This is a genomic window from Canibacter zhuwentaonis (assembly GCF_018531145.1).
In the GTDB taxonomy this organism is placed as follows: Bacteria; Actinomycetota; Actinomycetes; order Actinomycetales; family Microbacteriaceae; genus Canibacter; species Canibacter zhuwentaonis.
This window is the reverse complement of sequence record NZ_JAHDSZ010000010.1, coordinates 43,786-64,888: the sequence shown is the minus strand read 5'-3', so window position 1 is coordinate 64,888 and position 21,103 is coordinate 43,786. Positions and strand designations below refer to the sequence as shown.

The following is a 21,103-nucleotide window of genomic DNA, read 5'->3' as shown; positions in this document are numbered from 1 at the left end:
CCGCCGTGTAGTAGATCGAAACGATTGCTGAAAAGGCAACTTGCCACCAGCCGAGGAACTCGGCTTTTTTCGTGAAGCGGCGGAATGCTAGGGGAGCTGATCCGCGATACTTGTGCCCTAGCGCGTACTCGAGTAATAGAATCGGAAGCCCAATGCAGAGCAGTGAGACAAGGTAGGGGAGCAGGAACGCTCCGCCGCCGTTATTGTAGGCAATGCCCGGGAAGCGCCAGATGTTGCCGAGACCTACAGCGGCTCCAATGGCCGCCATAAGAAAACCGTATTGCCCAGTCCACCGCCCGCGGCGTGTGTCCGGTTCGTTATTAAGAATCTTAGACATATTTTTCCTCTGTAAGAGCGCTACACGGTAACGCAAAATAACAGTCTGAGATGATTGATAAATTGTACTACGTTGCCGCGCTGTTTGTGAAATCGCAGGTTTTCTTTTAGATAATTTTTTACAGTTTCAAGGATCGGGTAGACGCGGACTCGTGGGTTTGGTGTGCGGATATTCTGCGCTAGCGCCCTGAGCGATAAAATAACGCCGGTGCGTGATTTTTCCTGCCGTCCCTGTGACAAACTTAATCCCCGCCGTTATGATCAACAGCGGGGATTAAGCCGTGGTAGCTAGAGCGGTGATCCGCTTCCTTGCGCTACTCTGTTACGTGCGACTTGTGAGCGGCGCTTGTGCTATCTTCTTCAGTAGCCTCCGGGATCGGCAGGAAGCGCAAAGCCACTACTGAGGCAGCGAGCCCTCCCCACACGATCACGAGGGTTACTACTAGCATTATTATAGCCGGTGCTGTCATTACTTTACCTTTCGATCAACAAAATTAATAACTGGCTCGTGCTGCACCTTCGGATTCCATTTGAGGAGGGACATAACGGTTGCGAAAATCACCGTCACAATCAGGCATCCCCAGCCGAAGAAAATGATTCGCGGATCATCTGCGGCATGGTCGCTGTAGCCATTGGCTATGTAGTCGGCGGTAGCTACCACTAGCATCACACCGATTGCGAGCGGCGCAATAATACCGACGAAGTACTCCCAAATGCGGGGCAGCTGGATCGATGATGTTGCGTTAAGGTGCATCCGCAGTCCGCGCAGGCGAGGGCGTACGAAGACCGCCAGAACGGCCATCGCGATAGCGCCGCCGACAAGACCGATATCGTTAATGTAGGCGTCGATAATATCGAGCGTTGTAATGCCAGTTGTTGTCGCAAAGAAAGCGACTGAAACAACGGCCATAATAGAGCCGAGAATCAGTGAGCTGCGCTTTGCGCTCCATCCGAACTTGTCTTCAAACGCACCCGTTGCTGCCTGTACGTTTGAAACCTGTGAGGTTATTCCCGCGAGGGCGAGAGAGGCGAAGAACAGCACGCCGAAGATCGGACCGCCCGGCATCAGCGAGATGATAGTCGGGAAGGTGATAAACGATAGGTTCGCTCCGGTAACTCCCGCTAACTCGTCGATGGCGGCGCCCTGTTGTGCGCTCATAAAGCCCAGCACGGCAAACACGCCAATGCCCGCGAGAATTTCAAAAGCGGAGTTTGCAAAGCCGGCAACAAGACCGGTGCCGGTGATGTTGAAACGGCGTGGCATATACGAAGCGTAGGTGGTCATAATTGCGCACGCGATTGACAGCGAGAAGAAAATCTGGCTGAAAGCGGATAGCCAAACTTTACCGTCGCTAATCGCTTCCCAGTCGGGGGTGAAAAACGCGTTAATGCCGCTGATTGCGTCGGGCAGAAACAGCGCGCGCACCACGATGATCAGGAACAGCACAACCAACAGTGGCATGAAGATCTTGTTGGCAAGCTCCACGCCTTTGGTAACGCCGCGGCTGATCACGAACGACGAAACCACCCACACGAGCAGGAGCGGAATCAGCACGGGGATCACGGGAGTGAAAGAAGCCACCGAAGAGGTATCGACCTGCAGGTAGGAGTTGAGGAAGAACCCGAGCGCGTCATCCTCCCACGCAAGGTTGATCGAGTAGTACATATAGCTGATAGCCCAGGCAATCACCAGTGCGTAGTAGATTGAAGTGACTGCTGAAATAGCAACTTGCCACCAGCCGAGGAACTCGGCTTTTTTTGTGAAGCGGCGGAATGCTAGGGGAGCTGATCCGCGATACTTGTGCCCCAGCGCGTACTCGAGTAATAGAATCGGAAGCCCAATGCAGAGCAGTGAGACAAGGTAGGGGAGCAGGAACGCTCCGCCGCCGTTATTGTAGGCAATGCCGGGGAAGCGCCAGATGTTGCCGAGACCTACAGCGGCTCCAATGGCCGCCATAAGAAAACCGTATTGCCCGGTCCAGCTGACCCGCTGACCTGTCGGGCTGGTGGTGGTAGCTTTAGACATATTCCTCCTTGATATAAGAGCACTAGGATTATAGCGCTAATTAAAAGCTATCTTTTTGATAGAGCTTAATACAAGTATAAAGCAAAATCTTCGCCGAGTGGTGAAAATTTTTTGCGGATGCGGTGTCGAGCAGCTGTTGTGCGCTGTATATACGGGGCAAAAAGCTGCCTGCTGTGTTTTGATAACGATTTTATAACTGTTGTAAGGGGCAACAGAAAAGGCTCTGTGCGACCTAAGGCGGGTTACTGCAGAGCCAATTGGCGGAGACGGGGGGATTTGAACCCCCGGTCGAGTTCAACCCCGACCCTTCATTAGCAGTGAAGTCCGTTCGGCCGCTCCGGCACGTCTCCGTGTGTAAAAACACACTCATCATTGTAGCGTACAGGGATGTATCTTGCCACTTCTCGCAGACTACTGGCGCGGCGCACGCGCCGCGCGCTTATTTGCAGGCGGCGTGCTAGCGGTCAGTGCGCCCGGCTGAGCAGGTCACAGTCGCCGCGTTCTGCCCTTTAATGTTATCCGGCTGCGGCATCGCAGATTCCGGTGCGGGCGATTCGCCGGGAGGCGCATCCGCTGCTGACTCTGCATTCTCCTGAGCTGTCACTTCAGGCTCTGTGACCTTCACCGCAGCAGCTCCCGTGTCGCCAATAGTGAACGGCTGATCGCTCAGAATGCGCTCCATCAAAATGCGCCCGTTTGCGGTGTCAGGTTCAAGCCTGCCCGGGCTGCGCGTGCTCGAGTAGCTCGGATACTGCACAAAATTTACCTTCTCAAGGTCGAGCTGGTTTACGGTGGCGGCCATAGATTTCATAAAGGCAATGCTCGCCATATTGCTAGAGAGGGTCATATTTTCAACCGCAGCTTTTGCGAGGGAGTAAACTTTGCCGGGGTTTGAGAGAGTCTCTGCGCTCTTGATTTTGCGGATCAAAGCGGACAGAAAAACCTGTTGATTGCTGATTCGACTCACGTCTCCGCCGTCACCAACCCCGTACCGCGTGCGCAAAAACTGCAGCGCTTCCAAACCTACCAGGTGCACATTGCCGGCGGGCAGGTCGAGATCCGTTTTGGGGTCTTTAATGGGCTGGGTCAGGCACACATCCACGCCGCCAACAGCGTTTGACATATTAATAACGCCGTCAAAAGTGATCAGTCCCGCGTATGGAATCTCAGCTCCTGTGAGCTTTTCAATTGTGCGCGCGACGCATACTAATCCGCCCTGTGATAGCGCCGAGTTGAGCTGCGCTGCAGAACGCGCCGAATAGTAGTCTGCTTCGCCGTTAGGGCCGGGGCAGCTTGGGAAAGGCACTAGCAAATCGCGAGGAAAGCTCACAGCAGTGGCGCTTTTGTGATCTTTGGAAATGCGCAGCAGCATTGTGACATCGTTAAGGCTGCCCTCTTCGCCGTCGTTAATGCTCTGTTGCCCAACGCGAGAGTCGGAACCCACCAGCAGCACGCTAATTGCGCCGTCAAGCGATTTCAGAATTTCTTTCTGCGCTGCGGGGGGAGCGGATGTGAGCTCAACGGTGTCAATTTTGTTGCTCAAATCTACTGCGGCGTAGGCAACAACTGCAATGACGCTCAGACAGAGAGCCAGTGCCACAGCCAGCAGGGATTTGAAAAAGTTGCGGATGGACGCTGAACGCCGGAGCTTGCCATGCCTCACTGCCGTTTTATGGTTGAGGGGTTTTAGGCCTGCCATACAAATTGTCCTGTCTGCAACGTGTGGGGTGGGATAAATAATGCTGCGCGCGTTAGCGCTGTTTAGTAAATAATAGCCGCTTAAGCTATTTTAGCGCCACAAACTGGGTTTGTGGCGTACTCTAACTGCGCACAATAACGCCCTAAACAAATGCCGCGCACAGTTTTATTCAGACTAGCTGAGTAGACTGTTTAAGTTGTACGGATTATCTTTAGAAGCCGTGCCGCATGGTTATTATGCATTCTTCAGCAAACTTAAACGAGCTACAAAACACCGCCATTGGTGTGGGTTTGGCGCACGGTAAAAGCATTCTAATAGGTGAGCACTCTGTTGTTTACGGGGCTCCGGCAATAGCTTTTCCGCTGCCCGATCTGCAAGTGCGAGCAACTGTGCAGCACAGCGCAGCACCGGTGCTCTTAAGCGAGGTTTATTCTGGTCCGCTAAGCAACGCGCCTGCGCGCATGAGCCCGCCGCTTACCGCAATGCGCGAGAGCGCGAAACGGTTCGATCTTGACCCGGCGGCAATATCTTTAACGATTGACAGCCCGATTCCTGTGGAGCGCGGGCTCGGTTCGAGCGCTGCGGTTGCGACCGCGGTTGTGCGGGCGACGGCTAGCTTGGCCGGTGTGGAGCTGACCGAGCTCGACCGGTTTAATCTTGTGCAGTACGCAGAACACATCGCACACGGCACCTCCTCGGGGCTTGACGCGCACGCGGTTGTGGCAACCGGTCCGCTGCTGTTTCGCGGTGGCGTGCCTAAGCTGTTACGCAACAAAAAAGAGGTGACGCTGGTTATTGCGGACACCGGCACGCCCGGCAAAACCTCGATTGCCGTTGGCGGGGTGCGCGCGCTGCGGGAGAATCGCCCGCAGCTAATAACCGTTTTGATTGAGCGCCTGGCCGCGCTAACCGAGAGCGCAGAAGCTGCGCTTGGTGCTGGAGATCACGAGCTGCTGGGCGGTATTATGACCGAGGCGCACGCAACGCTCAACGAGCTCGGGGTGAGTTCGCACGAGCTTAATAAACTGGTGCGCGATGCGATCGCAGCGGGCGCGCTGGGGGCAAAAATGACCGGAGGCGGTCTTGGAGGGTGCACTATTTCGCTGGCGCGAGATCCCGCAGATGCGCGGCGGATCGAGCTCGCACTGCGTAGCGCCGGAGCGGTTTGCACCTGGGTTTCAACGCTACAGCAGACAGCGCAGTAACAGTAGAATTGAATGCGTATGAACGGATCGCAAACAACATCGACCGCTGGCGGGGGCGCGTCTGCAACGGCGATCGCGCACCCAAATATTGCGCTGGTGAAATACTGGGGCAAGCGCGATGAGCGGTTGATTTTGCCCGTTGCTGGCAGTATGTCGATGACGCTCGACTCTGCCGCCACAACAACAACCGTGCGGCTCGGTGGCGCGGCTGATGCATTCTATCTAAACGGTAAGCGAGTAGATGGCAAAGCTGCGCAGCGAGTGAGCGTTTTTTTGGAGCTGATTCGCGAGCGCGCGGGCAGTTGCGAGTGTGCAACCGTGGTTTCTAATAATCGGGCACCCACGGGCGCGGGGCTGGCCTCATCCGCCGCTGGATTCGCGGCGCTTGCAGTGGCCGGAGCTGCCGCGTACGGTTTGCAACTGTCGCGGGAGCAGCTGAGCGCGCTAGCGCGACGCGGATCGGGATCGGCCTGCCGGTCGGTTATTGACAGGTTTGCGGTGTGGCATACGGGTGCGGATGACACCAGTTCGTATGCAACGCAGCTGTCCGCACCCGAAATGCGGATGGTTGTGTGCCAGGTAAACAGCGCAGAAAAGGCGGTTTCTAGCCGCGAGGCAATGCTGTTAACGCGCGACACCTCGCCTTTCTGGGGCGCGTGGGCCGGGCACACCGAGCGGGTGCTGTCGCGCATGATCACCGCGTGTGAGGCCGATGATTTCACGGCGCTTGGTGAGATTGCCGAGGCGCACGCGCTGCAGCTGCACGCGTTGATTATGTCAGCTGAGCCGGCGATCCGCTATCTTGAGCCGGTGTCGTTCGCGATTTTTGACGTGATCAAACAGCTGCGCGAGAGCGGAATTGAGTGCTATGCGACGGCGGATGCGGGACCCAACGTGGTGGTTATTACCCGCCCGCGCGACACGGTCGTTGTGAGCGCAAAGCTCGCCGAGTTTGGCGCTGTGCACACCGCAGCACCGGGGCGCGGCGCGTATTTAAGCGATAACCACCTGACCGTGCCGGAGTGTCATGCATAGCGCCTACGCCTGCGGCAAACTGTATATTGCCGGGGAGTACGCGGTTGTGAAGCCCGGCGGCAGGGCTGTGATAGTTGCGGTTAACAGGGGAGTGACCGCGACCGTGAGTGACGCGCAGGATGTTACAGTGCGCTCTGATTTCTACGGCAGCAAACCGCAGTCGGTCTGCTTTGATGCCAGCCTGTCTGCGCGGGTCGCTTTGCGCGAGCGTGATTACGCCGCCGCCGCAATTATGGTTGTTGAGCGGCTGCGGGCGGCGCGGGGCGTGGCGCAGCGTGGCTATGAGCTGCGGCTGGTTTCCAACCTTGATAATGGCACAGGCTATAAAATAGGGCTTGGCTCGTCGGGCGCGGTGGTTGCTGCGACCGTGCAGGCACTCACTGATTTTTACGGACTGGGGTGTGATCGTGGCACGGTGTTGCAGCTCGCGATTATTGCAACGGCGGATATTTCAGTGCGCGGCTCGGGCGGCGATATTGCGGCGAGTCTGTACGGCGGATGGATTCGCTACACATCGCCAGACAGAGCCGTTATTAGCGCCGCTTACACCGCCGGCGGCGTGCTGGCGGCGCTTGAGAGTGTGGGTTGGCGGAGTATGAGCGTGCGCCAACTGCCTGCTCCTAAGAGCGGTAGTTTGCTGGTTGGGTGGACGGCGAAACCCGCGGCAACCGAGCACATGGTGGCGACGGTTGCGGCGGATCAGAGCTTTGCGGACACCGAGTTTTGTGAGTTCGCTAGCGCCAGCGACAGTAACGTTGAAATGCTGATTGAGGGGCTTGCTGATGGCGATTACGCGCGAATATCTGGCGCAATTGCGCGAGCAGGTGAGTTGTTGCGCGAGCTGGCAAGCAAGCGCGGCGCCGAAATTGAGACCGCGCAGCTAAAAAAACTCGGCGAAATAGCGGTGCAGCAGGGTTGCGCGGCAAAAACCAGTGGTGCTGGTGGTGGCGACTGTGGGATCGCGTTTGCGTCAACGCACGAAATAGCGCAAAAAGTTTTAGAATTATGGGTAGAAGCTGGTATAACACCGCTTAAACTTGCGGTTTCTGAAGGGTGCGGGGAAGATTTTGAGCACTGAACCAAACGGCGCTGCGGCGCGTAAAGCTGACCATATTAGAGTTGCGCTCGAACAGCAGCGCGATCCGCTCAGCGCACGCGATTATAATGATGTGGAGTTCATTTACCATGCGCTGGGCGCAATTAACCGCGAGAGTGTTGATTTAACCACCGAGGTTGCCGGCAGCGTGTGGCAGCATCCGCTGTATATTAACGCAATGACGGGTGGTATTGAGCAGGCCGCTAAAATTAACAAAGTGATTGCTGAGGCTGCCGCTGCAACCGGGATCGCGGTGGCCTCCGGCTCGCTCGGTATGGCGCTCGACCTGCCAGAAACCAGGCGCACATTCACCGTTTTGCGCGAGTTAAACCCGCACGGTTTTGTGTGCGCAAACATCGGAGCCGGGCGCAGCCTGGACGACGCCAAGCGCGCGGTTGAAATGCTGCACGCAAACGCGCTGCAAATACATCTGAACGCTGTGCAAGAGACCGTGATGCCAGAGGGCGAGTGCGATTTTGAAACGTGGCTGCCGCGGCTCGAGGAGATTGTGAACCGCGTGCAGGTGCCGGTTATTGTGAAAGAGGTTGGGTGCGGGCTGAGCCGCCGCACGCTGCGCACGCTGCGCAATATCGGGGTGCAAATAGCGGATGTGAGCGGCAAAGGCGGCACAAATTTCGCGCAAATAGAGGCATCGCGGCGCGCCGACGGGTACGCGGATCTTGCCGAGTTCGGGCAATCAGCCGTCTGCAGTCTGCTTGACGCGCCAGAGTTCCACACCCTGCTGGCTTCGGGTGGGGTGAAAAGCCCGCTCGACGCGATTAAACTTTTGGCGCTCGGCGCGCGCGGCGTGGGCGTTGCCGGGGCGTTTCTTACGGTCGCGGCTGCCGATGATCCGCAGTTGCTAATAGAGAGAGTAGACTGGTGGGTGTCGCGATTGCACGAGATCAGCGCGCTTTTGGGCGCGGCCAGCGTGGCTGAACTAGCCCGCACCGATCTGCTCATTCGCGGGAGCGTGCGGGAGTACTGTCAGCTGCGCGGAATCGACCTGACGAGTTTTACGCGCCGCAGCAACAGCGCTCACGTTGAGTTGAGCACTGCCGCAGAAGGGATCGAACTATGAGCGAGCGAGAAACACTAATTACCCCCATTCCAACACAGTGGATAGGTCCGCTGCGTATTAGCGGTAATGTGCTGCAGGAGGAAGTTTATGTGCCGCTTGCCACCTACGAGACTCCGCTATGGCCTTCTGTGGGGCGTGGCGCTAGCATCTCACGCGAGGTTGCCAGTGGTATAACCGTCACAATCACCGGCGAAAAAATGACTCGCTCGGTTATTTTCACCGCAGATTCTGCGGTTGTTGCTGTTGCTGCGGCAGAGCGGATCGAGCAGTGCTTCGCAAACCTGGCAGAGCTTGTGGTGCAACAGAGCCGATTTGCACAGCTCACCGAGATTAGCACTGAGATTGTGGGTAATCTGCTGTTTGTGCGGTTTGCGTTCACAACGGGAGATGCGTCGGGGCATAATATGGTCACCGCCGCGGCGGAAAAACTTATGAACGAGATTTTAAGCTGGGATTTAGGGCTCAGTTACGGCTCAATTTCGGGTAATGTTTGTGCCGATAAAAAACCTGCTGCGGTGAACAGCATTTTAGGTCGGGGCAAAGCGGCAATCGCCGAGATTTTCCTGCCGCACGAGATTGTAACGCGTCGCCTGCGCTCGAGCGCAGCAAAAATTACCGAGCTTTCAACCCAAAAAAACCTGGTCGGCTCAATTCTTGCGGGTTCTGTGCGCGCGGCTAACGCGCACTACGCAAATATGCTGCTGGGAGTGTATCTGGCAACGGGGCAAGACGCGGCCAACATCGTGGAGGGCTCGCAGGGCATCACTTACGCGCAAGAACGCCTCGGAGGACTGTATTTTTCATGCACCCTGTCCAACCTGATTATGGGCACGGTTGGCAACGGCAAAAACCTTTGCAGGATCACCGAGAATTTGCGGCGGATGGGCTGCGCCGAGGCGCGTGACCCCGGTGAAAATGCGCGGCGTCTAGCGGCAATTACCGCCGCCACGGTGCTCTGCGGGGAGCTGAGCCTGCTCGCCGCGCAAACCAATCCCGGAGAACTAATGGCAACGCACGTCGCAATTGAGCGCAAGCACGGGGTGTAAAGTGAAGCTCGGCATTGTAGACATGGAGCTAGCCAGCGCTAATTACGTTGTGAGGCTGGACACGCTCGCAAAAGCAACAGGAGTTGACCCAAACAAGTATCGCTTCGGACTGCGTCAGGAGGCTTTTTCTATTCCCGCGCTTGATGAAGACGCTGTGACACTCGGCGCAACCGCCGCTGCGCGGGTGCTGGAGCGTGCCGGGCAGGAGGGGATCCGCACCCTGATTTTCGCCACCGAAAGCGGGGTTGACCAGTCAAAATCGGCGGGTATGTTTGTGCACTCACTGCTCGGGTTGAGCACCGCGGTGCGAGTTATTGAGACTAAACAGGCGTGTTATGCGGGCACGGCAGCGCTGCAGCTGGCGCTGGGGCTGGTGAGCCGCAACCCGAGCGAGCGGGTGCTTGTTGTGGCAAGCGATATCGCGCGGTATGCGGTCGCGTCCGCTGGCGAGCCAACGCAGGGTGCGGGCGCTGTTGCGATGATTATTGGGGCGGATCCGGCGCTGCTCGAAATCGAGCCGGTTTCTGGTATCTGGTCGGCTCACATCGATGATTTTTGGCGGCCGAACGATCTGTCAACCCCGCTCGTTGATGGCGAGCGCTCGATGGATGCCTATTTGGGTGCGTTCACGGGGGCTTGGGAAGATTACCGTGCGCGCGGCGGATTTGAGCTTGCGGAGATTGATTTTTTTGTGCACCATCAGCCGTTTACGAAAATGGCGATTAAGGGGCATCGCAGGCTGGTTGAGCACACGGGCAAAAACGTTGAGGAGTCACGGGTTGAGCCAAGCCTGAATTATACCCCCTACCTGGGCAACTGTTACACGGCTTCGCTCTACATCGGCTTGCTGTCGCTGTTGCATTTTAAGCGAGAACTATCTGGTAAGCGTATCGGTTGCTACAGCTACGGATCCGGTGCCGAGGGAGAGTTTTTTACGGGTGTTGTGCAGCCCGGTTACGAGCGGTTTTTGCACCCTAATATTGCGGCGCAAGAAATTGCGGGGCGCACAGAGCTTAGTTTTGAAGAGTATCGAGACCTGCACGTTGCTCACGAGCGGGGCAGCGCTGTGAATTACTCAAACTCGCGAAAAACGCGCGCACCATACAGATTTGTTGGGTTGCGTGACGGTGCGCGAGTGTATGCCGATAGCACGCTACCGATTGTAACCGGCACCTGGAATGTGCACGAGGGGCACTAAGCGCCGACTTGATTTGCGCTTTAGCGTTTTTTGCGCTTTAATATTTACTATGAATCACAATTTTGGCACTGCTCAGTTGATCCGCGAGGTGACTGCAGGAGTTAAGGGCATGATGATGTGCCGCCGTAGTGTGATGCGTTCCAAAATGTGCGCCTAATAAATTTTTTGGCTTAATTCTCATCTTGCTCTGAGGGTTTTAACCCCTGATTACGGGCATATTCTGTAGCCCTATCGCGCGGCTGCTCTAAAATTGCGCGTGTTATCCGCTCCCATATAGCGGATGCTAATTACCGGGTCACTAAACCTGTGACCTGTGCCCTGAAAGTTTTATACCCGTGTCTAATCTTGCACTACTAACCCCAGCACCCGCACAAATAAGCTCCGAAATAGCCACGCCCGAGCGCACAAAACCGCACCTGCAGGCGGTTGCATTCCCCAAAGAGGTGCGCGGATTTGCGCTGTATGTCGGCATCACTGACGAGCAGCTTGCGGCGGGCGGCACAAAACTCGCCGAACTCGTGGCGCAGCTAAAAACACAGCTCGCAGAGCTTGCGCCCGGTGCGCAGAGCTATACCGCGGTGGCGCTTGCGCCGCAGGGCGCAACGGGTGACAACGTCGATGTGACGCGGCTTGCGCTGGGAGAGCCTACAGCCTGTGCCAGATACCAGCAGCGCTCTCGCGGGCAGGCTGAGCACGGGCTGGTGGTGGATCTGCGCCGCCGTCGCGTAATCATAAACGGTGAATCTGTGAGCTGCACATTCCGCGAGTTTGCCCTTTTGCGTTATCTTGTTGTGCGCGAGGGGATTACTGTTAGCCGCGAGGATATTATCGAGAATGTGTGGGCGGATCTTGACGCCGCTGCCGCTCCGAACGCCCGCGCAATAGACGTGCACGTGAGGCGACTGCGCGCAAAACTCGGCAGCTATCAGGAGCTGATCTGTACCGTGCGCGGCGCTGGATACCGCTTTGAGTCAGTGCCCGGAGTGAAAATTATTAGCAATCAGGCAGCGACCAAAAACCTGCGTGCAATATAGGCCGGTGGGCGTGGGTGAGCTGTGGGTAAGGCGGCGCTGGGTGGCTGCGTTAGTGCACAGGGCAGCGTATCTAACCGCGACAGCTAGCCTGTGCTGCGTGAATTGATCCGCTTGTTAATAAGTGCGTGACTAGTCAGTGCCCTTTTTGCGGTTGCGGAACTTTGTGAGAGCCGTAAGGAGTTTTGTTTTTAGCCAGGCTTGCGTTTTTTGTGCCCAGGTAAACTCTGTGCCCATAATCGCGAGACCGAGCAGAATAGTGAGCCACCCCGGACCGGGCAGTGCGAGCATTAAAACACCCGCAAAAATAACGATGCTACCGACGCAAAACACAAATATTTTATGTAAAAATAACAGCCGAGGGAACTTCGCCAGTTTTTTTCTCACGTAACTCTGTTGCACAAAATATGCCGCTTTTGTTTCGGTCAGTTGAATCTCTTTATCAGGGTTACTGTTTGTGTGCGGGATCATTATGCAACCTGCCTGCGTCTTACACTGCTGTGCCGTAGAGTCGATCGCCCGCGTCACCAAGCCCGGGTACAATAAAGGCCTGCTCATTAAGACCCTCGTCGAGCGCCCCTAAAATAAGCTTAACTTTTTTATCGCCGACGGTTTTTTGAATCTGTTTGACCCCCTCGGGAGTACCCAGCACGCATATTGCGGTGACATCATCCGCCCCGCGCTTGAACAGAAACTCAATTGCGGTGGCAAGAGATCCACCGGTTGCGAGCATCGGATCCAGTACAAAACACTGCCTGCCGGTGAGGTTTTGCGGCAGGCGTTCTGCGTAGGTTGTTGGCTGGTGGGTTTCTTCGCTGCGCACCATGCCCAAAAACCCAACCTCTGCGGTTGGCACAAGGCGCATCATGCCCTCGAGCATGCCGAGACCGGCGCGTAAAATCGGCACTACCAGTGGCAGGGGTGTTTTGAGGGTTACGCCGGTTGTTGTCGCCACGGGCGTGTCTACTGTGATTTCGCTCACACGCACCTCGCGGGTTGCCTCGTACGCTAACAGCGTCATTATCTCTTCTATTAGCTGCTTAAAAATTGGCTGTGAAGTATTTTTATCACGCAGCACGGAGAGCTTGTGAGTTATTAGTGGGTGTTTGGCAACAAAAATTTCCATAATTTAATTCTACTGCCTAGCGGATAAAATCTGCCTAGAACTTTAATCGCGGCAGGTTCTGGGCGCGCGGGTGCGGTCGGTAGTGGATGTCGGGCGTGGGCGGCTGTTGGTTGGTGGTAGGCGCGTGATAGGTTTGGGCGGGTGCGGTAAGCGACGAGGGGCGCGCAATTTTGCGCAAGAATATACAATGTAGGGGTGTCCTTAAAATCTCCTTTAATTCCGGTCAAGCCCGCGCATATGCGGGCAATGCGGCGCGCGCTGCAGTTCGCGAAGTGTGCCGGGCAGGCTGGTGAAGTGCCGGTCGCCGCCGCCGTGTTAGACAGCAGCGGCGAGATTATCAGCCTGGCGCACAACGCCCGTGCGCAGTTGCCCGAAATAACAGGACACGCAGAAATCATCGCGCTAAACGCGGCAGCTCAGCAATTGGGTGAGCGTATCTTAAGCAGCTGCACGCTGGTTGTTACGCTTGAGCCCTGCGTTATGTGTGCGGGTGCTATTCTTGCGTCGCGCGTCGACACCGTGGTTTTTGGAGCGTGGGATGAAAAAGCCGGCGCGGCCGGAAGCGTCTATGATCTGTTGCGCGACGGCAGGCTGCCGCATCCCGTTCCCGAGGTTATTGCGGGCGTTTTAGAGTGCGAATCAGCGCGTCTGCTGCAAGATTTTTTTGCGCACAAGCGCTGATCAGCTGCAACTAGCGCGTTTTAGCGGCGCGCATCGCTACCGGCGAGCTTTCTTATCCGCACTCAATCTAGCGGCGCGCAAATCTAACTGCGCGACCTAAGCGCGCACTTCAGTCACGCGACCTAGTCGTAGCTGAGGGTTACAATCGCCGATGTTGTTGGCGCATCGTGCAGGTTCAGGTAAACATCGGGACTGATGAAAACCTGCGCCGCTGTTGGGCATGCGACCGCCACAGCGCGCTCCGCGCAGGCGATTACGCGCGAAACCTGCCACATTTTCATATCCGCCGGCAGTGAGATTTTCGCGCCGATGAGCAGCTCCGCGCTCGGGGTTACGGCGGCACTAACGCGAATTACCTGCGCAATGTCCGAGTTCTCTAACAGTGCCTGCTCTGCGGCGTGCACAATTTTTTTGGTGTTGGTTGTGTTTTTCATGTCCGCTCCTGAATATTTAGGTGACACCTATTTATAGTTGCACATATGCCTTAGAATAACTGTTATGAACTCACAGCACACAAGCAACAGTAACAAAAAAACTAGCACACTCCTGCACGATATTGAGCATATTAGTTTTTTGGGCGTGGGCTCTATGGCATCCGCTATTTTGGAAGGCCTGCTTAGAAACACGGCGAATGCGCGCTTCAAAGTCACCGCAACAACCAATTCTGCGCGCAGTGCGCAGCGGCACAGTGACCTGCCCCGCACCGAGGTGCTGAGCGTTGAGCAGTGCGCGGATGCGAACAAGCGTGCGGTTACGGGCGCGCAGCTGGTGGTGCTCGGGGTTAAGCCATGGGCTATCACTGATTTGCTGCGCGAGATTGCGCAAGATCTGGCGCTCGGCGCAACGGTTGTGAGCGTTGCCGCAGGAATCACAACCGAGCTTATGCGGGAGGCGCTGGGAAGCCGCGATGACGTGCAGATTCTGCGCGCGATGCCAAATACTCCTGCGCTGATTGGGCGTGGTGTTACGGGGCTAGCTGCGGCTGCTGCCAGTGAGCGGGCAACCGCGCTTGGCGTGGCGCTGTTTGAGTGCGTGGGCGAGGTGCTGGTCGTGCCCGAACGAGAGATTGACGCGCTGAGTGCGATTTCCGGGTCTGGTCCCGCGTATCTGTTTTGGTTTGCTGAGCAGCTCACTGCGGCGGCTGAGCGTGCCGGATTTACAGCGGATCAGGCTCGCGTGCTGGGGGAGGGTACCGTGACCGGCGCTGCCGCGCTGCTGCACAGCAGCGACAAGTCTCCTGCGGAATTACGCCGTGAGGTAACAAGCCCGGGTGGCACAACAGAAAAAGCGCTTGAGGTTTTTAACGCCGCCAGTCCGGAGGCGATTTTTGACGGTGTTGTGCGTGCGGTAAAAAACCGCGCTGCCGAGCTTGCCAAGAAAACCAATTAGGAGTTTATTAAGATTTGCTAACCGGTGTTAAGTGCGTAGTTCTGCAGTTGTTAAAGGAGGTCACTGATATTGCATAAAACATATTTCGCACTGAAACGAGCGAAACCCTCACGGTGCGCAACCTAAGAAAATATCTGGTGCACTGTGAAATAGATAGTTTCTCCAAGTCACCGAGATAAGACTACTGAGGGGGTAATTATGCAGGAGAGGAAAAGCACGCTGCTGGTAGTGCCGGGTGTTATCGCGGCGATTACGATTATTGTTACAACATTTTTACGTTTGCCGCAGAATACAGTTTAGAGAGACCGAAAATAACGAGAGTATTTTACCGTTAAAAATACGGGATAGTTATTTTGGAAAAGCAAAGATACTATAACGATACAGCGGGAGCATGCACGCAGCTCTGTGCAAACGCAACTGAGGGAGAGTGTTCTTTGGATGTTTCTATTAAGCCACAACACCAGGCTGAAACAGCGTTCGGCGCTAATCTGACAGGGTGCTTAAACTGCTCTCCGGAGGAGTTGAGCTGCCCACTGAATCTGTCATATGTAAGGTAAATAAGATTGAGTCCGGAATTTGTTACCGGGTGTTCCCAATAGGTCAAAAGATAAGCTACATGATTAAAAAGACCGCTGCTATAACCGGGGCGGAGAGGGTGAGTGATCCGCTTATCGCAACTATTGAAACCGGAATTAGCTGTGGCGGCACACTGAGATAGCTCAGTAGCCGGTTAAAATACTTGCCTAGTCTGCATGGTTTCAGATTGGGCGGGTATTCTTGAGAATATGTCTGACATTTTTTATGTACTAGCTGATGCGACGCGCCGAGATATTTTAACGGCGCTGTTAGGTTCGGGAGCCGTCGCGTCAGTTGAAAAAAGCGTTTCTGATCTTGTTGAAGAGCTAAGTGTAAATCAGCCTACGGTGTCAAAACATCTTAAAATAATGCGCGATGCTGATGTTGTGCGGGTGCGCGAGGAGGGTGCGTTTCGGTTTTATAAGCTCAACATTGAGCCTTTTAACGAGGCGGAAGATTTTCTTTTGCGATTTTTAGCAAACGGCATCGACACTGAAATATCGGTTGAGTACATAACCGAAGACAGCTATAAAAACAGGGATGTTTACCAGGTGTGCAATAAATGCGGAGAGCTGCACGCCGCAGCAAAAGACTCGGTAGTTGGCGACAAAACTCTGCACGCGGCAGAGTCCGTTGGCAGGGTCGCGGCAAAAGCAACAGTGCCGGTAAAAGAACTGGTGGCAAGAATTAAACTGCGCGGATAGCGGTGCGATGGCAAAACCTGTTATTATCGACACCGATCCGGGCATTGACGATGCTGTAGCAATTATGCTGGCCGCCGCCAGCTGCGAGCTTGATGTGCGCGTAATCACCACCGTTGCTGGCAACGTGGGAATTGACATTACAACTTCCAACGCGCTCGGGCTGCGCGACCTATTGGGGCTGCAGTGTCCGGTTGCCGCCGGAGCCTGGCGCACGCTCAACAGAAACCTTGCGGTCACCGCCGCCGAAGTGCATGGCGCGGGCGGTCTTGGCAACTGGCATCCGGAGATCCCGGATATCACCGGGCGTAGCGAACTGATCGCGCTGCCGCTAATGTCGCAGGTGCTGCGCGAGGTTGCAGAATCGGGAGAGCTGGCAACGATAGTGGCGCTTGGTCCGCTCACAAATGTGGCGCAGCTGCTGGTAGCCGATGCTGCCGCGCGTGAGCTGATCAAAGAATTAGTCATAATGGGTGGTGGCTACGGCACGCGCCTGGGCAATATCACCCCCGCCGCAGAGTTCAACATTTATACCGACCCTGAGGCGGCTGCGCTGGTGTTCAACTCGGGAGTGCCGGTGCGGATGGTGGGGCTTAACGTGACAGAGACAACAACTCTCGGTCTGCGCCACCTGCCGAGAGTTACTGCCGCCGGGGGAATTATCGCCGAGGGGCTGCGCAAAATGCTGCCCGCCTATCAGGACACCCCAGATATTGCGGGCGAAACTGCGCAACACGACGCGCTCACGATGTCCGCGCTGGTGGATAGTGAGATACTCGAATTTGTGCCCGCCAGGGTGCTGGTTGAGGTGACCGGCGAGCACACTCGCGGGATGACCTTGGTGGATCGAAAATCAGCGGATCCTAACGCGCAGGTCGCAATTGCCGCGGATGTTGAGCGGTTTAGAAGTTTGCTCAATGAGCGGCTCGGCGTTCTTGCCGAAAGGGTGCACGGCTAGTATTCTACTCTTTTCAGTAGATTGTGAGACGTTCATATTTTTTTATTAGTAAACTTGTTGGATATGGTCAAGATGCACGCAGGGTGCTGTCTTGTGTATTTATACTTACTAGAGGTGAAACACTATGGGTTCAGTAATCAAAAAACGCCGTAAGCGAATGTCGAAAAAGAAGCACCGTAAACTGCTTCGCAAAACTCGTCACCAGCGTCGTAATAAAAAGTAGCATCTTGTTTGATGTGGGGCGCTAGAGCGCTGTTCCTTAGCTTTATCACAAATGTATACCCCAGCTGTTAGATTAACGCTTGTTAGCAAGCCCGAGTGTTATCTCTGCGTTGAAGCTCAACAGGTTATCCAGAGGGTGCTAGATGCCGCCGCTGAACGAGAAATAGATATTGACTATGACGAGATTAATATTTTTGAAAACGATGAGTTGGCGGAAAAATACGGCGACGAAATCCCGGTGGTTTTGATCAACGATATGCCCTACGCTTCTTTCCAAGTGCATGAAGACAAACTAGCGTACGCCATTTTGCACGAGCGGAGCAAGATGAGAGCTAAAGCAAATCGCCGTGCCTGGTGGCGGCGCGGCAAGAAATAACTCTAAAGCGTGACTATAAAATTAAGTGGGTGTCAGCTGTGCTGACACCCACTGTTTTATTGGCGGCAATGAATGCGGTGCGGTTTGACAAAGAACAGCTCTGCGCTCTGCTCCGCAGTGGATGCTGCGCTGTTCAGGAATGAATACCGCGTGACCAAGTAGTGAACGCAGCATGACTCAGTAATGAAGGTTACGCGACTCAGGCGACCAGCACCGCGCAGGCACGGGTCACCTTTACCGGGTCGATCCGCCGTTTGCTACTCGGTAACAACCACTGTGCCGCGCATTTCCGGGTGCACTGAGCATTTATACTCGTAGGTGCCGGCCTTTGCAAAAACGTGCGTATAATTGCCCGTTTGCATGAGTTCGCTAACAAAACTGCCGTCGGCGGCGATCACATCGTGCTTTGCCGTGCCGGTAAACTCCCACTTAACAGCTTCACCTACTTTAACCGTCACCGTTTTTGGCTTGTATCCGTTATCGTACGCCTGCACAACCGCTGCGGGGCTTACGCCCTCAGCTGATGGGGTCGGCGCAGGTTTGCTGGAGCCGCACGCTGTGAGGGATGCTAACAGAGATAGCGTCGCCACAAGGGAGGCTATAGCGGTTGCTGTTTTAGATCTGGTTTTCATAGTTCGCTTTCTGTGGTTGGTTACTTGATTTTTGGTCGTACATGAAGATCTCGGGAAACATCAGAAATTGAGTCTGTCATGGAGGGGTAAACAGTGAATGCGGCAGTTATTTGATCAACGGTGAGACGGTGTTCGACCGCGACCGCGAGCGCAAAAATTAGCTCGCTGGCACGCGGGCCAACAATCACCCCGCCGCGCACGGCTCCGTTGAGCTTGGAGGCAATAATTTTTACAAAGCCTTCTTTAACACCCTGCATTTTAGCGCGCGGGTTTTCGTGCAGCGGCAGCATATGCACGCTCGAAGTTGCTGCGAGCTCTGGGATTTCTTCAATATCTTTTTCGCTAAAGCCAACTGTCGCAATTTCTGGCGAGGTAAACACGTTAGATGTAACATTGCGTACCTCAATTGGGCGCACAAAATCGCCCAGTGCGTGCATAATTGCGGTGCGGCCCTGCATTGCAGCAACAGAGGCGAGCGGATAAAAATCCGTGCAGTCTCCCGCTGCGTATATCGATGGAACAGATGTTGAAGCAACCCTGTTTACGCGAATATGCCCGCTGTCTGTTGTTTTAATTCCCGCGTTTTCAAGCCCAATACAGGAGGTGTTTGGAATGGATCCAACTGCCATTAAACAGTGCGAGCCAGTTACTGCGCGTCCGTCTGCAAGCTCAACACGCACCCCGTCTGCGGTGCGGATCACCGCATCCGCTCGGCTTTTGCTGAGCACTTGCATACCGAGCTGCTTAAACTTCTCTTCTAGCACTTGTGCGGCGTCTTTGTCTTCTCCCGGAAGCACCCGCTCGCGACTCGACACGAGCGTTACTTTAGAGCCAAGTATTCTATAGGCGCTTGCAAACTCTGCCCCTGTTACACCCGAGCCAACCACAATCAGGTGCTCGGGTAGCTCGGTTAGGTTGTAAAGCTGTTTCCAGGTGAGAATGCGCTCGTTGTCGGGCTTGGCGCTGACCAGCTTGCGCGGGCTCGCGCCAACTGCGATAACAATCGTATCCGCTTCGATAAGCTGTGTTTCACCGGTGTTCGTGCTGATGCTAACAGCGCTGCGGCTAGCAAGTTTTGCGTGCCCGAAAATAACCTTCACTCCCGCAGATGTGAGCTTCTTGAGCATATCTTGTGACTGTGTCTGCGCCATTCTTAAAAGGCGTTTGTTGAGCGCTGCGCAGTCGACAACCGTTGTAACCTCGCAGCTCTCGCCAGATTCTGTTACGGTGCAAACGCCCAGCTCGCTCGCGTTGCGCACGGCAGCCACCGCATCCGCGGTTGCGATCAAGCTTTTTGAGGGTACAACATCGGTGAGCACGGCGGATCCACCAATGCCGGTTGCTTCAACGAGCGTGATGTCTGCGTCGAGCTGCGCGCCAACAAGTGCGGCTTCGTACCCTCCAGGACCACCGCCAAGGATCACAATGCGGTGCTTACGTTCTATAGTGTTGCTCATGCTGTTTCGTGTTTCTGTAGGGTTATGCGGCGAGGCTGTTAAGAACCGTGTCTATGCACGCGGTGAGTTTGCGTACATCAGCGGGGTCAATCGCTGTGAAAGTTGCTATGCGCAGCTGGTTGCGTCCCAGTTTACGGTACGACTCGGTGTCAACAATACCGTTTTCGCGCAGGGCTTTCGAGACTAGAGCGGCGTTTATTTCGGGTGCAACATCGAGAGTTACAACAACCTGCGAGCGGTGCGCCACATCCGCTACAAAAGGCGTTATTTTGCTGTGTTCTGCCGCCCACGCGTATAGGATATTTGCCGACTCTTGTGTGCGTGAATCGGCAAATTTCATGCCGCCGGATCTGATAATCCACCGCAGCTGCTCATCCATGAGCGCGAGTGTTGCAACAGAGGGCGTGTTGAGAGTCTGGTTTTTGCGCGAGTTTTCTAGCGCAACCTGCAGTGACAGCGTCTCCGGAATATAGCGCCCGCTGCTTGCAACTTCGGCAATTCGAGCAACGGCTGCGGGAGATACGAGCGCAAACCAGAGCCCGCCATCGCTCGCGAAGTTCTTTTGCGGTGAGAAATAATACACATCAACCTCGCTCGCATCAAATGCAAGACCTCCCGCCGCGCTCGTTGCGTCAACAACCGTTAGTGCGTCACTCGCGCCCGCTGCGCCGCTTGCGCTGCCCGCGCTGTTCGCGTTACGGGTGCGATCCGCTTCGGTTGTCACATCTGTGCCATACCGCTTCACATCGCTCATCACCCCGGTTGAGGTTTCGTTGTGCGGATACGCGTACACGTCTATTGTGGCATTCGCGGTGCGGCAGGCAGCATACTGCCCGGGTTCTGCCGTAATTATTTGTGGATCCGCCAAAAACGGGGCATTACGAGCGGCACTGGCAAATTTTGCGCCAAATTCGCCAAAACTCGCGTGCTGACTGCGATTCCGGATGAGCGAGTGCACAGCGCTATCCCAAAACACTGCTGCGCCGCCGTTGCCCAGAATAATCTCGTAACCCTCAGGCGCGGCAAACAGCTCTAGCAGCTGCTCTTGCACACTGGCAACCAGATTTTTAACTGGACTCTGCCGGTGCGATGTGCCCAGCACCTGTGGTTGCAGGCTTGCTAAAAACTCGAGCTGTGCGGGGCGGATCTTTGATGGTCCGCATCCAAACCGCCCGTCTGCGGGGAGCAGTTCCCGTGGAATTTTAATCGCTGTCATGCATATTATTCTACTC

General features: G+C 55.4%; 22 protein-coding genes, 1 tRNA gene and 1 pseudogene. 13 read left to right on the top strand and 11 right to left on the bottom strand.

All coding sequences use genetic code 11. The features are described 5' to 3' along the window. From KJY78_RS05325 to KJY78_RS05305, 5 genes and pseudogenes are all read right to left on the bottom strand, one after another. Window positions 1–337: pseudogene (locus KJY78_RS05325) on the bottom strand (sodium-dependent transporter); the annotation flags it as partial. Window positions 338–650: 313 nt separating this feature from the next. Then, window positions 651–806, bottom strand: a complete 156-nt coding sequence (locus KJY78_RS05320; protein WP_214337564.1) for a methionine/alanine import family NSS transporter small subunit — start codon at window positions 804–806, stop codon at window positions 651–653. Then, the gene (locus KJY78_RS05315) at window positions 806–2,362 is read right to left on the bottom strand and encodes a sodium-dependent transporter (RefSeq protein ID WP_214337563.1); all 1,557 of its coding nucleotides are present in this window, start codon (window positions 2,360–2,362) and stop codon (window positions 806–808) included. Before KJY78_RS05315 ends, KJY78_RS05320 begins: the two co-directional genes overlap by 1 nt. 258 nt (window positions 2,363–2,620) lie before the next feature. Next, a tRNA-Ser gene (locus KJY78_RS05310) sits at window positions 2,621–2,712 on the bottom strand. 107 nt (window positions 2,713–2,819) lie between these two features. Further along, a complete protein-coding gene (locus KJY78_RS05305; RefSeq protein ID WP_214337562.1) occupies window positions 2,820–4,061 on the bottom strand; it encodes an LCP family protein in 1,242 nt (413 codons plus the stop codon). A 236-nt stretch (window positions 4,062–4,297) separates the two neighbouring features. On the opposite strand from KJY78_RS05305, the gene mvk reads away from it, so the two are divergent. The 7 genes from mvk to KJY78_RS06820 all read left to right on the top strand — a co-directional run bounded on the left by mvk (window position 4,298) and on the right by KJY78_RS06820 (window position 11,756). Next, window positions 4,298–5,266, top strand: a complete 969-nt coding sequence (gene mvk / locus KJY78_RS05300; protein ID WP_214337561.1) for a mevalonate kinase — start codon at window positions 4,298–4,300, stop codon at window positions 5,264–5,266. Window positions 5,267–5,278: 12 nt separating this feature from the next. Continuing rightward, window positions 5,279–6,301, top strand: a complete 1,023-nt coding sequence (gene mvaD, locus KJY78_RS05295) for a diphosphomevalonate decarboxylase (RefSeq protein WP_250544203.1) — start codon at window positions 5,279–5,281, stop codon at window positions 6,299–6,301. Beyond that, window positions 6,294–7,379: a phosphomevalonate kinase gene (locus KJY78_RS05290; RefSeq protein WP_214337560.1), complete on the top strand. Its 1,086-nt coding sequence runs from the start codon at window positions 6,294–6,296 to the stop codon at window positions 7,377–7,379. The genes mvaD and KJY78_RS05290 overlap by 8 nt, the downstream gene beginning before the upstream one ends. Continuing rightward, window positions 7,369–8,478, top strand: coding sequence for a type 2 isopentenyl-diphosphate Delta-isomerase (gene fni, locus KJY78_RS05285; RefSeq protein WP_214337559.1), 1,110 nt, complete (start codon window positions 7,369–7,371; stop codon window positions 8,476–8,478). Before KJY78_RS05290 ends, fni begins: the two co-directional genes overlap by 11 nt. Beyond that, entirely contained in the window at window positions 8,475–9,524 is a 1,050-nt protein-coding gene (locus KJY78_RS05280; RefSeq protein ID WP_214337558.1) for a hydroxymethylglutaryl-CoA reductase, read from the top strand. The genes fni and KJY78_RS05280 overlap by 4 nt, the downstream gene beginning before the upstream one ends. A 1-nt stretch (window position 9,525) precedes the next feature. Further along, the gene (locus tag KJY78_RS05275; RefSeq protein WP_348771205.1) at window positions 9,526–10,722 is read left to right on the top strand and encodes a hydroxymethylglutaryl-CoA synthase; all 1,197 of its coding nucleotides are present in this window, start codon (window positions 9,526–9,528) and stop codon (window positions 10,720–10,722) included. 335 nt (window positions 10,723–11,057) lie between these two features. Continuing rightward, on the top strand, window positions 11,058–11,756 hold the full coding sequence (locus tag KJY78_RS06820) for a winged helix-turn-helix domain-containing protein (RefSeq protein WP_214337557.1): 699 nt from the start codon (window positions 11,058–11,060) through the stop codon (window positions 11,754–11,756). 129 nt (window positions 11,757–11,885) lie between these two features. Here the strand turns inward: KJY78_RS06820 and KJY78_RS05265 are convergent, their stop codons facing one another. Together KJY78_RS05265 and upp are read right to left on the bottom strand one after the other, a co-directional pair. Next, complete coding sequence (locus KJY78_RS05265; protein WP_214337556.1) at window positions 11,886–12,224, bottom strand: PGPGW domain-containing protein; 339 nt, start codon at window positions 12,222–12,224, stop codon at window positions 11,886–11,888. Window positions 12,225–12,243: 19 nt separating this feature from the next. After that, a complete protein-coding gene (upp, locus tag KJY78_RS05260) occupies window positions 12,244–12,879 on the bottom strand; it encodes a uracil phosphoribosyltransferase (protein ID WP_214337555.1) in 636 nt (211 codons plus the stop codon). A 195-nt stretch (window positions 12,880–13,074) separates the two neighbouring features. On the opposite strand from upp, the gene KJY78_RS05255 reads away from it, so the two are divergent. Beyond that, window positions 13,075–13,560: a nucleoside deaminase gene (locus tag KJY78_RS05255; protein ID WP_348771204.1), complete on the top strand. Its 486-nt coding sequence runs from the start codon at window positions 13,075–13,077 to the stop codon at window positions 13,558–13,560. A gap of 122 nt (window positions 13,561–13,682) precedes the next feature. Here KJY78_RS05255 and KJY78_RS05250 read toward each other — a convergent pair whose 3' ends face one another. Then, complete coding sequence (locus KJY78_RS05250) at window positions 13,683–13,994, bottom strand: hypothetical protein (RefSeq protein WP_214337554.1); 312 nt, start codon at window positions 13,992–13,994, stop codon at window positions 13,683–13,685. Window positions 13,995–14,058: 64 nt separating this feature from the next. Between KJY78_RS05250 and proC the strand changes: the two genes are divergently transcribed. From proC to KJY78_RS05225, 5 genes are all read left to right on the top strand, one after another. Then, window positions 14,059–14,949: a pyrroline-5-carboxylate reductase gene (gene proC / locus KJY78_RS05245; RefSeq protein WP_214337553.1), complete on the top strand. Its 891-nt coding sequence runs from the start codon at window positions 14,059–14,061 to the stop codon at window positions 14,947–14,949. 752 nt (window positions 14,950–15,701) lie between these two features. After that, complete coding sequence (locus KJY78_RS05240; RefSeq protein ID WP_250544202.1) at window positions 15,702–16,229, top strand: ArsR/SmtB family transcription factor; 528 nt, start codon at window positions 15,702–15,704, stop codon at window positions 16,227–16,229. 7 nt (window positions 16,230–16,236) lie between these two features. Further along, on the top strand, window positions 16,237–17,184 hold the full coding sequence (locus tag KJY78_RS05235; protein WP_214337552.1) for a nucleoside hydrolase: 948 nt from the start codon (window positions 16,237–16,239) through the stop codon (window positions 17,182–17,184). Between the two features lie 124 nt (window positions 17,185–17,308). Continuing rightward, a complete protein-coding gene (locus KJY78_RS05230; RefSeq protein ID WP_005504750.1) occupies window positions 17,309–17,407 on the top strand; it encodes a 30S ribosomal protein bS22 in 99 nt (32 codons plus the stop codon). A gap of 51 nt (window positions 17,408–17,458) precedes the next feature. Then, entirely contained in the window at window positions 17,459–17,782 is a 324-nt protein-coding gene (locus tag KJY78_RS05225) for a glutaredoxin family protein (protein ID WP_214337551.1), read from the top strand. 257 nt (window positions 17,783–18,039) lie between these two features. Here the strand turns inward: KJY78_RS05225 and KJY78_RS05220 are convergent, their stop codons facing one another. From KJY78_RS05220 to KJY78_RS05210, 3 genes are read right to left on the bottom strand one after another with little or no spacing between them, the layout of a single operon-like run. After that, entirely contained in the window at window positions 18,040–18,414 is a 375-nt protein-coding gene (locus tag KJY78_RS05220; RefSeq protein WP_214337550.1) for a cupredoxin domain-containing protein, read from the bottom strand. A gap of 20 nt (window positions 18,415–18,434) precedes the next feature. Continuing rightward, window positions 18,435–19,871, bottom strand: coding sequence for an NAD(P)H-quinone dehydrogenase (locus tag KJY78_RS05215; RefSeq protein WP_214337549.1), 1,437 nt, complete (start codon window positions 19,869–19,871; stop codon window positions 18,435–18,437). Window positions 19,872–19,893: 22 nt separating this feature from the next. Next, window positions 19,894–21,087 (bottom strand): aminotransferase class V-fold PLP-dependent enzyme, encoded by a 1,194-nt coding sequence (locus KJY78_RS05210; protein ID WP_214337548.1) that lies wholly within the window; start codon window positions 21,085–21,087, stop codon window positions 19,894–19,896. Window positions 21,088–21,103: the final 16 nt, after the last annotated feature.

Coding starts and splice junctions, on each gene's coding strand:
- KJY78_RS05320 (WP_214337564.1), bottom strand. CDS start 806: ATGACAGCACCGGCTATAATAATGCTAGTAGTAACCCTCGTGATCGTG.
- KJY78_RS05315 (WP_214337563.1), bottom strand. CDS start 2,362: ATGTCTAAAGCTACCACCACCAGCCCGACAGGTCAGCGGGTCAGCTGG.
- KJY78_RS05305 (WP_214337562.1), bottom strand. CDS start 4,061: ATGGCAGGCCTAAAACCCCTCAACCATAAAACGGCAGTGAGGCATGGC.
- mvk (WP_214337561.1), top strand. CDS start 4,298: ATGCATTCTTCAGCAAACTTAAACGAGCTACAAAACACCGCCATTGGT.
- mvaD (WP_250544203.1), top strand. CDS start 5,279: ATGCGTATGAACGGATCGCAAACAACATCGACCGCTGGCGGGGGCGCG.
- KJY78_RS05290 (WP_214337560.1), top strand. CDS start 6,294: ATGCATAGCGCCTACGCCTGCGGCAAACTGTATATTGCCGGGGAGTAC.
- KJY78_RS05280 (WP_214337558.1), top strand. CDS start 8,475: ATGAGCGAGCGAGAAACACTAATTACCCCCATTCCAACACAGTGGATA.
- KJY78_RS05265 (WP_214337556.1), bottom strand. CDS start 12,224: ATGATCCCGCACACAAACAGTAACCCTGATAAAGAGATTCAACTGACC.
- upp (WP_214337555.1), bottom strand. CDS start 12,879: ATGGAAATTTTTGTTGCCAAACACCCACTAATAACTCACAAGCTCTCC.
- KJY78_RS05250 (WP_214337554.1), bottom strand. CDS start 13,994: ATGAAAAACACAACCAACACCAAAAAAATTGTGCACGCCGCAGAGCAG.
- proC (WP_214337553.1), top strand. CDS start 14,059: ATGAACTCACAGCACACAAGCAACAGTAACAAAAAAACTAGCACACTC.
- KJY78_RS05240 (WP_250544202.1), top strand. CDS start 15,702: ATGGTTTCAGATTGGGCGGGTATTCTTGAGAATATGTCTGACATTTTT.
- KJY78_RS05235 (WP_214337552.1), top strand. CDS start 16,237: ATGGCAAAACCTGTTATTATCGACACCGATCCGGGCATTGACGATGCT.
- KJY78_RS05230 (WP_005504750.1), top strand. CDS start 17,309: ATGGGTTCAGTAATCAAAAAACGCCGTAAGCGAATGTCGAAAAAGAAG.
- KJY78_RS05225 (WP_214337551.1), top strand. CDS start 17,459: ATGTATACCCCAGCTGTTAGATTAACGCTTGTTAGCAAGCCCGAGTGT.
- KJY78_RS05220 (WP_214337550.1), bottom strand. CDS start 18,414: ATGAAAACCAGATCTAAAACAGCAACCGCTATAGCCTCCCTTGTGGCG.
- KJY78_RS05215 (WP_214337549.1), bottom strand. CDS start 19,871: ATGAGCAACACTATAGAACGTAAGCACCGCATTGTGATCCTTGGCGGT.
- KJY78_RS05210 (WP_214337548.1), bottom strand. CDS start 21,087: ATGACAGCGATTAAAATTCCACGGGAACTGCTCCCCGCAGACGGGCGG.